Genomic DNA, 12,799 nt, shown 5'->3' with positions numbered 1-12,799 from the left:
TTTTTACTTGAAAAAGATTCTGATTATATCATTTCCATTTGCCACCACAAGCAAGAGCAATAAGAAAATCATACCTGCCATCTGAGCTCTTTCCATAAACTTTTCGTTCGGTTGACGCCTTGTAATGACTTCGTACAACAAGAACATAATATGTCCACCATCCAAAGCCGGAATAGGCAATATGTTCATAAATGCAAGAACGATAGATAGAAATGCAGTCATCGACCAGAAAGCGTGCCAATCCCAAACAGGAGGGAAAAGATTCCCGATTCCGGCAAAGCCACTCAGATTTTGCACTCCCTTCGACGAAAACACAAAACGCATCTGAGCTACGTAGCCTTTCAGCGTTTCCACACCAAGAACTGCACCTGATGGTATCGCTTTCAAGAAACTAAACTTATCTGTTTTAACTTCGTATATCGGACTTACACCACCTATCCCTATTTTATTTTCATCGTTTACCAAGACATTCACTGTTGCGGTAAGTGAGTCACGCATATAAGTGATTGCTATATGTTTTCCTTTATTTTCTTTTTTAGAGATTTCTCCCGAAAGCTGCATCCAAGATGTCACATTATTTCCGTTTACAGAAAGAATACTATCTCCTTTTTGTAAACCGGCCGCTTTAGCAGCATCGGATACTGTATCCAAAAGAGTTGACGTCCAATAATAATATGGCGGTTGCAGGTCTTCAGCACCAATAACATTTTCTGCAAATTTTTCGGGCATGGTCAAAGTCACCTGTTTGCCTTCGCGTTCTACAACAACCTGCTTCGCATCAAGGAATTGCATAAAGGTATTCATGTTCAACACGCCACTGCGGTTGTTCATATCCTTGCCATCTATGCTAAGAATGATGTCACGTTCTTGGTATCCGCCCAGTTCTTTTGCCGTCTGAGAAAATGTCATACCATTTTTCACCGACTTTACAGGGATATACGAGTCTCCCCACGAAAATAGGATTATTCCATATATGATTATTGCTAATATAAAGTTAAACAGCACTCCGCCAACCATCACCAATAGTCTCTGCCATGCCGGTTTGGAACGAAATTCCCAAGGCTGTGCAGGTTGCGCCATCTGTTCCTTGTCCATAGACTCATCTATCATTCCCGATATCTTCACATAGCCACCTAGGGGCAACCAGCCGATACCATACTCTGTATCGCTGTTTTTGGGTTTAAATTTAAACAGCGAGAACCATGGATTGAAGAAAAGATAGAACTTTTCGACTCTTATTTTGAAAAGGCGGGCAAAAAGAAAGTGCCCGAACTCGTGTATAACAACAAGTATAGATAAACTTAATATTAGTTGTAACGCCTTAATTAAAATAGTTTCCATTAAAAATTATTATAGTGTTATTTGATAAACTCTTTTGCTATACAACGAGCCTCTGTGTCTGTCTGCACATAGTCGTCATACGTTGGTGTATGTACAAAGGATACCTTCTGCATTGTTTTTTCTATCACGTCACTCATTTCCAAAAAACCGACTTTGTCGTGTAAAAATGCCTCAACAGCAATCTCATTCGCAGCATTCATTATACATGCCATATTTCCTTTGAGCCTTGCCGCCTCAAAAGCAAAAGCCAGATTACGGAATCTGTCTGTGTCGGGTTTTTCGAAAGTCATTGTTTGCAGCTTAAAGAAATCAAGCCTTTCAAAATTCGATTTTAACCGTTTGGGATAAGCAAGTGCATATTGTATAGGCAGATGCATATCCGGCAAGCCCAGTTGAGCAATGATAGACGCATCTTGGAATTGTACCATAGAATGAATTATCGATTGGGGATGCACCACCACTTCAATCTGATCGGGTTCAACTCCGAAGAGCCATTTGGCTTCTATCATTTCCAGCCCCTTATTCATCAACGAGGCAGAATCGATAGTCACCTTTGCACCCATATCCCAGTTGGGATGCTTTAGGGCTTCTTTTTTAGTAACGCTTTGCAGCTGCTCTTTCGAATGTTTACGAAATGGCCCACCCGAAGCGGTTAATAATATTTTTTCTATTTGAGAATTCTCTCCATTCAGGCACTGGAATATCGCAGAATGCTCCGAATCAACAGGGAGAATAGGCACTTTATTTTCGATAGCCAGATTTGTGATTAATTCTCCTGCTACAACGAGAGTCTCTTTGTTGGCAAGCGCAATCGCCTTTTTTGCTTTGATTGCATTTATCGTGGGTTTCAAGCCCGAATAACCTACCATGGCTGTCAATACCATATTAATAGGCTCACTCGCCACCACTTGTGCGATAGCATCACATCCACACCAAACCTTTAGAGGAAGATCCGACAAAGCATCTTTTACGTACGCATACTTATCCTCGTTGGCAATCACTACTACCTCGGGCATAAATTCCCGAGCCTGTGCGATCAGCAAATCTGCATTATTATTGGCTGTAAGTGCATATATCTCAAACTCGTTTTTGTGTTCCCTGATCACATCGAGAGCCTGTGTTCCTATAGAGCCGGTAGAGCCAAGTATTGCAATATTTCGTTTCATGTATATTCTATTTCTGGGCTTTTATTAAAAAGCTATATAATCTTCAGGGTTTACAGGATTTCCTTTATACCAAAGCTCAAAGCCTAGAACTGAACCTGCATTCTCTTTAGCCTTGCCATCACCGATAACGGCAATCGCTTCTCCGGTACGAACTTTATCCCCTACTTTTTTTAGAAGTAACGTATTGTTCTTATAAATTGAGACAAACCCATTTTTATGTTGAATTTGCATAGTATATCCTGTTGTAAAATCATAACCCGAGAAAACAACTGTACCTTCAAGTACCGCCAAAACGGTTTCCTGAGATGCAACTTTGAGATCAATACCATAACGGTCGTTTGACGGATTAAATTTACTAACTACCAATCCTTTCAATGGCTTAAAGAAAACGACACCTTCCATCGGCCCCGAAGCAGTAGGAGAGATAACGGATAAATTATACCGCTCTTTATCTTCATAGCGATCTACAAAAACTTTCTCTTTCTCTGTCCTTTTCAACAACGGATCATTTTCCGAAACGGATATCGTATCGGTTATTTTCACAGAATCAACATCGAGAACACCGGTAAAAACATTCTTCAGGTTATTGATATATGCCTCCTGATAGTTGAGTTGTTGCTGGAGCGAATCAACCCTGATAGCAGCTCTCAAAGCCTTTTCTCTGACTTCAGCATCGAGATATCCGGGCAGATAATATCGTATAGGTGTAGCGATAATAAGAAACGAGGTAATAGTAACGAGAGATATAGCAAATAACAAAAACAACACACCTCCTGAAAACATGGATGCCTTTATGCTCCATACTTCCTCAAGTGTATTTTCGTTCATTACAGAAAGACGGTACTTGAAATGTAACCGCTTCCATATATCATGTTTGTTCTTTTTCTTCTTAACCATTCATTTTTTTGATCACGCTACTACTGATGGTGTGCCTATACACTTTGTGCACAAGACACACTATAGACCAAGCTACAAATTTAAGAAAAAAAGCGATATACCTTTACCTGAAGCCACACAAGATTCGGTCAAATTGCCCTTTTTTTAAATATTTAATTCAAAATGATTACAATCTTATTTTTTTTAGCTATTTTTGCAGCCTGCATTTTAGTAAAATAACGTTATTTTATTACATGCAGCTATAATAATTACATTTGTTATAAGTTTACTATGAGTCTATTAACTGATAAGTTGTATCGGTATGACGCAGCACGAAATACACGAGCTGCAGGTATTTACCCTTATTTTAGAGAAATCCAAAGCGACCAGGATACAGAAGTTGTTATCAACGGAAAAAAAGTATTGATGTTCGGGTCAAATGCCTATCTGGGGCTTACTAATCATCCAAAAGTAAAAGAAGCAGCAATCAATGCTACTAAGAAATACGGAACGGGCATGGCCGGTTCCCGTTTTTTGAATGGGACATTGGATATCCACGTAGAACTAGAAAAAAAGCTGGCTAAATTTGTTGGAAAAGAAGATGCTATCGTTTACTCTACAGGATTTAACGTAAACCAAGGTGTTATTTCATGTATCACCGGACGTGAAGATTATATCCTATGGGATGAATTGGATCACGCTTCTATCATAGAAGGTGCGCGAGTATCTTACTCTACCAAACTAAAGTTCCGCCACAACGATATGGATTCTTTGGAAAAACAACTTCAAAGATGTGAACCGGATAAGATTAAGCTAATCGTTATTGATGGTGTGTTCAGTATGGAAGGAGATATTTCACGTCTTCCTGAAATAATTGAATTAGCAAAAAAATATAATGCAAGTGTAATGGTTGACGAAGCACACAGTTTAGGTGTGTTAGGGAAAAACTATAGTGGAAAAGGCCTTGTTGAACAATGCGGACTTGTAGACGATGTTGAACTCATAATGGGAACTTTCAGTAAATCACTAGCTTCGCTTGGAGGCTTCATAGCCGGTAACGAAATAATACTAGATTACTTGCGCCACAATTCTCGTCCATATATCTTTACTGCGAGTGCCACTCCTGCTGCAACAGCTGCAGCCAGTGCCGCATTGGATATTATAATATCTGAACCTGAAAGAATAAAAGCATTATGGGATATTACACATTATGCATTGGATGGCTTCCGTGAGCGTGGATTCGAGATAGGACATACATCCACACCTATTATACCTCTATTCATCAGAGATAATGAGAAAACGTTTTTGATTACAAAACTTCTCTTCGAAGAAGGCATATTTGTAAATCCTGTAGTATCTCCGGCTGTTGCGCCTAGCGATACTTTGATTCGTTTCTCACTGATGGCTACACACACGAAAGAGCAAGTAGACATTGCTTTTGAAAAAATAGAATCAGTATTCAAAAAAGTGGGAGTATTATTACATGCAAAAGCCTAAAAAAGGGTAGAGCAAAAGAATATACTTCAAATATAAAATAAGAAAACCCTCTGTCCGTTAAAAGATAGAGGGTTTTTCCTTTCTTCGAATATACTTATGAGAAAGTCTATCTTTTTAATAACCTTATTGGTTTTTACGACCTCAATATTTGCACAAACCTATACAGTTTCGGGAGGGTTGGGAACACCTTACGCTTATAAAAAAGAATCAGATCAAAGTCTTACAGGTACAGGCATAGAGGAAGTCTATTTATTCAACACCTTAGCAAGCGCTACAATAAAGTATAGTTCATCGTCTATTTCGGTCAGATTTTACAAATACAAACAATCTTTTGGAGATAAAATACAGATTCCGGACTCCGATATCTCAATAACATCTATCAACGGAAACTCTACATATACTGTATCGAATCTCGAAGATGGATACGGCTATTTTGCAGAGGACAACAATATTGCCAAAAGTGCTGTTTGGATTATTGATTGTAACCGACATAAGTCAATATTAAGCTCTATCGAAGCCAAAGAGAATGATGATAAATGCGAATTTCTTAAATTATTAGTTGGAAAAACGGAAGACAAACTCTTCTTCTACACAACAAACGGAAGCAGAAGAGAAATCCCCCGAAAATATACTGTGAGCTACGACATTCAAGAATGGAATGAAAACAACAAGGCTTTTATAAAAAGTATAAGAACCTTAAATATAGATACTGAAGAAACGATAGATGCACCTTTAATGAACACCGTTTTCAAACTGAAGGGGGATCAATTTGCAGAATACTTCAAGATGCCACATGAGAAGAGTTCGGAAGAATACAAGGCTATTGCTGTAGAAGGACATATTGTAGCAGAGCAAGAAGGAAAAAACAATGGAGAAATCGGAGTCTCTGCACCCGTCACTGTCAACCTATCTGGACGGGGAAGTGATGCTGCTTATTTTTATACATGGAGCATATACAACAAGGAAGATACAGCAAACTATATTGTACGTTATACTGGTAGTGATGCTAAAAAATACACCTTCGAAAAAGATGGCAACTATATCATAAAACTCGAAGTGGCAAATAATGAGGATCAATCTGCTACTTGTGCTAATATAAGTACTTTAGAACTTAACATAGAAGAATCGGACATCCAAGCCCCTAACTTTTTTTCTCCGGGAGGAACAACGAATGCCGAGTTTAAGGTTTACTACAAATCCATCGTGAAGTTTAAATGTACTATTTTCAACCGTTGGGGTGTAAAAATATATCAATGGAACGACCCATCGAAAGGTTGGGACGGAAGACACAACGGAAAGTATGTATCCACCGGCGTCTATTATTACGTGATAGAGTATACCAACTCGAAAGGAAGACGCAAAAGTATGGGTGGAGACATAAATGTTTTACGCAGAAACTAGAATAAATCGTTCTCCATCCAAAGCCATAGATACCAAGAATCTTTTTAGAATATACATACTACTTACTATCAGCTTTCACAAGAAATATCTCATCCTTTTGTCGAGAGTTCGGCCCTTTCTATCGATTATTATTTTCCGCGAAATAATTTGTATATAATTTTGTTTCGAAAGATAAATCAAAAGAATCTGTATATATAAAAGTCAGAAAACCTGAAAATAAGAATAATACTAACAAAAGATAGGAATAAGTTAATAAGTTAAGTTCAGTAAGATTGAGAAATCAATCTAAAGGTAAAAGTGGTCAGGGATGCCCGCTTTTATTTTTTTATAATCGTATTAACTTTGACTTCGACAATATTTATTTTATCAAAAAATTAAAAATCTATACCTTTATCACAAATTCTTCTACTTAATATAATTCATGTCATGAAAAAAGGTATTTTTTTGATCTTTTGGTTATGTGCAACATCAATCCTTGCACAAAATTCTGTTAGTAACGAGTATAAGACGGATAAAGATATATCCTATATCAGTCCGAACGAAAAAGATAATTATCGGAAGGAGCGTTGTAAGCTTGACGTCTATTATCCCGTAAATAAGAAAGATTTCCCTGTTGTCGTATGGTTTCACGGCGGAGGGCTCGAAGGTGGAGAAAAGGGAATACCTAACGAACTAAAGAATAAAGGTATTGCTGTAGTAGCTGTTAACTATCGCCTGAGCCCGAAAGCAACAAATCCGGCTTACATTGAAGATGCTGCAGCATCCATTGCCTGGGCATTCAACAATATAGCATCTTACGGAGGCAGCACCAAAGATATTTATGTATCGGGACATTCGGCAGGAGGATATCTAACCCTAATGGTCGGTTTAGATAAAAGTTACCTTGAAAAATATGGTATAGATGCCGATAAGATAAAAGGACTTATACCTATTAGCGGACAAACAAATACACATTTCACCATCCGAAAAGAAAGAGGCATCCCTTATAACATACCTATTATTGATGAATATGCTCCTCTGAATAAGGCAAGAACCGGTATCCCTCCCACTTTACTAATTACAGGTGATCGCAATCTCGAGTTAACAGCCAGATACGAAGAAAATGCACATTTAGAAGCTATTCTAAAATCACTGAATAACAAAGATGTTGTATTGTATGAGCTCCAAGGATTTGATCATGGAAACGTATATGCTCCGGGATGTTATTTGATGCTGGACTGGATAAAGAAATACAGTAAATTATAAAACAAAAGCAAGCGATTAAAAGTGTTTTTCGTTATTTTCCTGTCATTTTAATATACTCAAGAAGAGGATATTCTTCATTGCATTCAGAATGACAGAGAGAATAATATTGATAACGAAAAACACTTTTAATCTACTATAGGAAAGCTTACTTACCTCTCTTAAAGGTATACGACTGCCCCTCTTGAGTCATTATATCATATTCGTAAACTTTATACAACAGAGGATATTGAGGATTTATTCCCTTCGATACCAACGGCTCTTTTATATCTGCTGTTTTATATAGCGGATTAGTATTCATGGCTCTAGCCTCGTGCAATCCATTACCGTTTAATGGCACATAAGAGCGAAGGCGCATATTTCCCCCTAGTTTAGAAGTAATAGTTACAGAAGATATCTCTCCATCACTCCAATCCATCGATGAAATTTCGAAACCGCCACGAGCCATTAGTCCTTTAACACTTCCGTTCTTCCACTTATCAGGTAAAGCCGGTAGTAAATGTATTGCTCCATCATGACTTTGCAGAAGCATCTCTGCTACCCCCGCAGTGAATCCAAAATTTCCATCTATCTGAAATGGCGGATGTGCATCAAACAGGTTCGGATAAGTACGTCCATCGTTATTACCCGGTTCTACCAAAGATAGCATATTCGAAATAATTTTATAGGCATGATTACCATCGAGCAGACGTGCCCAAAAATTAATTTTCCAACCTATCGACCAGCCTGTAGCCATATCTCCACGATAGAGAAGTGAGTTTTTTGCCGCCTGAAAAAGCGTTGGATGTGAATATGGCGAAATCTGATTGCTTGGGTACAACCCATACAAGTGAGAGACATGACGATGATCATTCTTCGGATCGTCCCAATCTCCCAACCATTCCTGCAATTGATTGTACTTTCCTATCTGCATAGGTGCAAGGCGAGAAATCATATCCTCGAGTTTTTGATTATATGCTTCATCACCTACGCCTAAGGTTTTAGATGCCTCCAGAGCATTGTTAAGCACATCAAATACAATTTGATTATCCATTGTAGATCCTGCCGTTATACTCGTATTTTTTCCAGGAGGGCCTTGTTCGGGAGAAGTAGACGGTGATGTTACCATCCATTTATATGTAGGATGTTCCACCAAAAAATCGAGAAAGAAATCTGCTGCACCTTTCAGCACAGGGTATGCTTCTTTTAAGAAGCTCTTGTCTCCTGTATATAAGTAATGTTGCCACATGTGCTGACTCAGCCATGCCCCTCCATTAGGCCACATGCCATGAAATGCTCCATCTACAGGACCTGTAGTACGCCAAAGATCCGTATTATGATGCGCAACCCAGCCATTGGCATTATACATTACCTTTGCAGTCTCCTGCCCTGTCACTGCCAACTCTTTTAACATCTGGAAAAGAGGTTGATGTGTTTCGCTTAGATTGGTAACCTCTGCAGGCCAATAGTTCATCTCCGTATTGATGTTAATAGTGTATTTGCTATCCCAAGGCGGCACTAACTGATCGTTCCATATTCCTTGCAGATTAGCAGGTTGCCCTCCCGGTTGGGATGAACTAATAAGTAGATAACGCCCAAACTGGAAAAGTAGGGTAACCAGACTTTGATCTTTTCCTTCTTTGAAGTTTCTAACTCTTACATCTGTTTCTTCAAGAATACTATCCGATTTCCCCAAATCTAAAGATACGCGATCGAATTGCTTTTTATAATATTTTATATGATCTGCTAACGCTTTTTCATAGGGCTTCGATATTGCCGTTTTCAAAAAATGAGTAGCGCTTGTTGATTCATTAGCACTCACATCTTGGTAGTTCACAAAATTAGTGGCTATAGAAATATAGATAACAACCGAATTGGCAGCTTTTACTGAGAGTTTGTTACTCTCAACTTTTACACTCCCTCCTTCAGTTTTTATTTGAGTTTGGTTTTCGAACCGAATCACGCCTTTTATTCCTTCGTGTTCTGCCCCCATACCTTTGAGAATAAGCTTATCACCTTTAGCTTGAACTTTATAATCTTTTACAGGAGAGTCATATCCTGCTGTGAAGCTAATACTATTCGGCTTATCAGCCGTAATTCTCATAATAATGACATTATCTGTAAAAGAAGAAAACACCTCACGGGTATAATTAATGCCATCTACCGTATATTTTGTTGTAGCTACTGCTGTAGTCAAGTCAAGCTGTCTTGAATAATTGGAATATTTATTATGTCCTGCAAAATCTAAATATAAGCTTCCTATTGTTTGATAGGGCATACCATTATGCGGAGTTCTCATATTTTTTTCCAACAAAGCCTCTGCTTCTTTTTCTTTTCCGGCAAAGATAAGAGAGCGCACCTCATCCAACACTTTTAACATATTGGGGCTATCATTTCTGTGAGGCCCTCCTCCCCACATCGTTTCTTCATTGAGCTGGAGCTGTTCTCTTGCAGGATTTCCAAAGACCATTGCACCTAACCGCGAATTTCCTAAAGGCAATGCTTCTACCCACTCCTTGGCCGGACGTTTATACAAAAGCTTAGTATCTTCTGCTTTACAAAAAATAGTACTTAAAGTAAAAATTGAGACAAATAAAAGGTATTTCTTCATGATATTTACAAGTATTCATTCGAGAACAAAGAAAAAGCTTATATATTAAAAATCAAATTAATCCACAGTGAATATATTATTAAAACAAGGAGATTTCCATTTTTTTTGCATCAAAAAACGATCTTTTTTTATATGATCATCCCATTAATATGGCAATTTAATTACATTTTAACATCCCCGACAAATACCTAGTGAGATATTTTTATAAAAATGGGAGACAATATTATTCTAATATATATGTTAATAAACATTCTTTGAATATAAAATACAAATCTTAATTCTTTATACGAATAGGATATGTTTACTTTGTATTCGAAATTAAATAAATGCCAACTTAAATTTAAACTTATCATGAAGCTTAGAAGTGCATTCACAACCGCCTTTATTTCCATTTTATCAATTTGTACAGCAAACGGGGATAATGGGGCAAGCAAACAACCTGTGGACTATGTAAACCCTTATATGGGAAACATTAGTCACCTGCTGGTGCCAACCTACCCAACCATCCATTTGCCAAATAGTATGCTTCGAGTCTACCCCGAACGTGCCGATTTCACGAGCGATATGATCAAAGGTCTGCCTCTGATCATCACAAGTCACAGAGGGAGTTCGGCTTTCAATCTGAGTCCTTATCAGGGAGATAAAACCAAAATAAAACCTGTTATATCCTACAGCTACGATCGTGAAAAGATCACGCCGTACAGTTATGAGGTTGACTTGGACGATCAGCAAACGCATATCCAATATGCACTTTCTCATCAATCCGCTATTTATCAGATAGACTATACTTTGCCGAACACTCCTGCTTACTTGATACTCAACTCTCGTAACGGAGCGATAAGGACAGACGGAAATACAGCAAGCGGATACCAAAAACTAGCGAATAATACGAATGTCTATATATATCTGGAAACAGAACAAACTCCTCTGCTAACAGGTGTCTTGAAAGATAATGTAATTAACGACAAAGAGAAGAGTACCGAAGGCAATAATGCCTGTGTAGTATTGTATTATGGCAACAATGCCCAAACTTTGCGCTTACGCTACGGGGTATCTTTTATCAGCGTAGAACAAGCAAAAGAAAACCTGCGCAGAGAGCAAAAAGATTATGAAGTGAAACTGCTAGCCGATAAAGGCCGCAAAATATGGAATGACGCCTTAGGCAAAATCAAAGTGAGTGGAGATAGCGATACTGACAAAACTGTATTCTACACCTCTCTCTATCGTTGTTATGAACGTCCGGTATGCATCAGCGAAGGAGGTCGCTATTTCAGTGCTTTCGACGGAAAAGTCCATGAAGATGGAGGTAAACCGTTCTTTACTGACGACTGGATCTGGGACACCTATCGTGCGACTCATCCACTACGTGTAATCATCGATGCCGAAGAAGAAGTGAATATCATTAATTCATACTTGTTGATGGCCGAACAAATGGGTAACAACTGGATGCCTACCTTCCCTGAAATAACAGGGGATTCTCGCCGAATGAACTCCAATCATGCCGTAGCAACAGTTATCGACGGTTATGCAAAAGGACTAAAAGGTTTTGATTTGGAAAAGGCATATATAGCATGCAAAAAAGGAATCGAGGAAAAAACGCTTATTCCATGGTCGGGAGCTCCTGCCGGATGGTTAGACGAGTTCTACAACGAAAAAGGATATATTCCCGCTTTATATCCCGGTGAAAAAGAAACAGTAGCGAATGTTAGTCCCTTCGAAAAAAGACAACCAATAGCCGTAACGCTCGGCACAGCATACGATCAATGGTGTTTGTCACAAATAGCCAAAGCCTTGGGCAAGGAAAGTGAAGCAAACCATTATCTAAAATGTTCTTACAACTATAGAAATGTCTACAATGCTGAAACAGGCTTTTTCCATCCGAAAGATAAGGATGGAAAATTTATAGAACCATTCGACTACCGCTTTTCGGGAGGCATGGGAGCTCGCGATTATTACGGAGAGAATAACGGTTGGGTTTACCGTTGGGATGTACCTCATAATGTGAGCGACCTCGTTAATCTGATGGGTGGAAAAGAACAATTCATAAAAAATCTGGATCAAACGTTCAACGAACCCCTTGGACGTGGTAAATATGATTTTTATGCACAATTGCCGGATCACACAGGCAATGTAGGACAATTCTCGATGGCAAACGAGCCAAGTCTTCATATTCCTTATCTGTACAACTATGCCGGACAACCGTGGAAAACGCAGAAACGTATCCACACCCTACTGAAACAGTGGTTTAGAAACGACCTGATGGGTGTTCCCGGCGATGAAGACGGAGGAGGAATGTCTGCCTTTGTTGTATTCTCTATGATGGGATTCTATCCTGTTACTCCGGGTATGCCTGTTTACAATATTGGAAGTCCCATGTTTTCTCAAGCTAGTATAACATTGAGTAATGGTAAAGTATTTGAAATAGTAGCTCAAAACTATTCTGAGGACAACAAGTATATACAATCGGCTACATTAAACGGAAAAGAATGGAACAAACCGTGGTTCAATCATTCGGATATAGAAAATGGCGGCAAACTTGTATTAATAATGGGTAATAAGGCGAATAAAGCATGGGGAGCAAACCAAGCGCCACCTTCAGCCGAAAAGTTATAAAAATAAAATATTCTTCTCTCTGTGGTGTATCATAATACCATCGAGCATCACAGGGAGAAGTAACAAACAAAAA

At 38.6% G+C, this 12,799-nt stretch carries 8 protein-coding genes; 4 read left to right on the top strand and 4 right to left on the bottom strand.

Annotated elements, in window-relative coordinates:
• Positions 1-3: 3 nt before the first annotated feature.
• Genes rseP through HMPREF9456_RS15485 form a run of 3 tightly spaced genes read right to left on the bottom strand, consistent with a single transcriptional unit; the run spans position 4 to position 3,404 of the window.
• Positions 4-1,341: an RIP metalloprotease RseP gene (gene rseP, locus HMPREF9456_RS15495; RefSeq protein ID WP_006844508.1), complete on the bottom strand. Its 1,338-nt coding sequence runs from the start codon at positions 1,339-1,341 to the stop codon at positions 4-6.
• Positions 1,342-1,358: 17 nt separating this feature from the next.
• Positions 1,359-2,507 (bottom strand): 1-deoxy-D-xylulose-5-phosphate reductoisomerase, encoded by a 1,149-nt coding sequence (locus HMPREF9456_RS15490; protein ID WP_006844507.1) that lies wholly within the window; start codon positions 2,505-2,507, stop codon positions 1,359-1,361.
• 24 nt (positions 2,508-2,531) lie between these two features.
• The gene (locus tag HMPREF9456_RS15485) at positions 2,532-3,404 is read right to left on the bottom strand and encodes a murein hydrolase activator EnvC family protein (protein ID WP_006844506.1); all 873 of its coding nucleotides are present in this window, start codon (positions 3,402-3,404) and stop codon (positions 2,532-2,534) included.
• 270 nt (positions 3,405-3,674) lie between these two features.
• On the opposite strand from HMPREF9456_RS15485, the gene spt reads away from it, so the two are divergent.
• The 3 genes from spt to HMPREF9456_RS15470 all read left to right on the top strand — a co-directional run bounded on the left by spt (position 3,675) and on the right by HMPREF9456_RS15470 (position 7,526).
• The gene (gene spt / locus HMPREF9456_RS15480; RefSeq protein WP_006844505.1) at positions 3,675-4,880 is read left to right on the top strand and encodes a serine palmitoyltransferase; all 1,206 of its coding nucleotides are present in this window, start codon (positions 3,675-3,677) and stop codon (positions 4,878-4,880) included.
• A gap of 96 nt (positions 4,881-4,976) precedes the next feature.
• Positions 4,977-6,281: a T9SS C-terminal target domain-containing protein gene (locus HMPREF9456_RS15475; protein ID WP_006844504.1), complete on the top strand. Its 1,305-nt coding sequence runs from the start codon at positions 4,977-4,979 to the stop codon at positions 6,279-6,281.
• Between the two features lie 426 nt (positions 6,282-6,707).
• Positions 6,708-7,526: an alpha/beta hydrolase gene (locus HMPREF9456_RS15470; protein WP_006844503.1), complete on the top strand. Its 819-nt coding sequence runs from the start codon at positions 6,708-6,710 to the stop codon at positions 7,524-7,526.
• 145 nt (positions 7,527-7,671) lie between these two features.
• On the opposite strand, the gene HMPREF9456_RS15465 is transcribed toward HMPREF9456_RS15470, so the two are convergent.
• The gene (locus HMPREF9456_RS15465; RefSeq protein WP_006844502.1) at positions 7,672-10,113 is read right to left on the bottom strand and encodes a glycoside hydrolase family 95 protein; all 2,442 of its coding nucleotides are present in this window, start codon (positions 10,111-10,113) and stop codon (positions 7,672-7,674) included.
• A gap of 351 nt (positions 10,114-10,464) precedes the next feature.
• On the opposite strand from HMPREF9456_RS15465, the gene HMPREF9456_RS15460 reads away from it, so the two are divergent.
• The gene (locus tag HMPREF9456_RS15460; RefSeq protein ID WP_006844501.1) at positions 10,465-12,726 is read left to right on the top strand and encodes a GH92 family glycosyl hydrolase; all 2,262 of its coding nucleotides are present in this window, start codon (positions 10,465-10,467) and stop codon (positions 12,724-12,726) included.
• Positions 12,727-12,799: the final 73 nt, after the last annotated feature.

The sequence above is a fragment of the Dysgonomonas mossii DSM 22836 genome (assembly GCF_000213575.1).
GTDB classification, from domain to species: domain Bacteria; phylum Bacteroidota; class Bacteroidia; order Bacteroidales; family Dysgonomonadaceae; genus Dysgonomonas; species Dysgonomonas mossii.
The sequence above is the reverse complement of the archived record's forward strand: the minus strand, read 5'-3'. Positions and strand labels throughout refer to the sequence as shown.

What these genes read in the sequence shown, in the direction of transcription:
- rseP (WP_006844508.1), bottom strand. Translation starts at nt 1,341, where the DNA reads ATGGAAACTATTTTAATTAAGGCGTTACAACTAATATTAAGTTTATCT.
- HMPREF9456_RS15490 (WP_006844507.1), bottom strand. Translation starts at nt 2,507, where the DNA reads ATGAAACGAAATATTGCAATACTTGGCTCTACCGGCTCTATAGGAACA.
- HMPREF9456_RS15485 (WP_006844506.1), bottom strand. Translation starts at nt 3,404, where the DNA reads ATGGTTAAGAAGAAAAAGAACAAACATGATATATGGAAGCGGTTACAT.
- spt (WP_006844505.1), top strand. Translation starts at nt 3,675, where the DNA reads ATGAGTCTATTAACTGATAAGTTGTATCGGTATGACGCAGCACGAAAT.
- HMPREF9456_RS15475 (WP_006844504.1), top strand. Translation starts at nt 4,977, where the DNA reads ATGAGAAAGTCTATCTTTTTAATAACCTTATTGGTTTTTACGACCTCA.
- HMPREF9456_RS15470 (WP_006844503.1), top strand. Translation starts at nt 6,708, where the DNA reads ATGAAAAAAGGTATTTTTTTGATCTTTTGGTTATGTGCAACATCAATC.
- HMPREF9456_RS15465 (WP_006844502.1), bottom strand. Translation starts at nt 10,113, where the DNA reads ATGAAGAAATACCTTTTATTTGTCTCAATTTTTACTTTAAGTACTATT.
- HMPREF9456_RS15460 (WP_006844501.1), top strand. Translation starts at nt 10,465, where the DNA reads ATGAAGCTTAGAAGTGCATTCACAACCGCCTTTATTTCCATTTTATCA.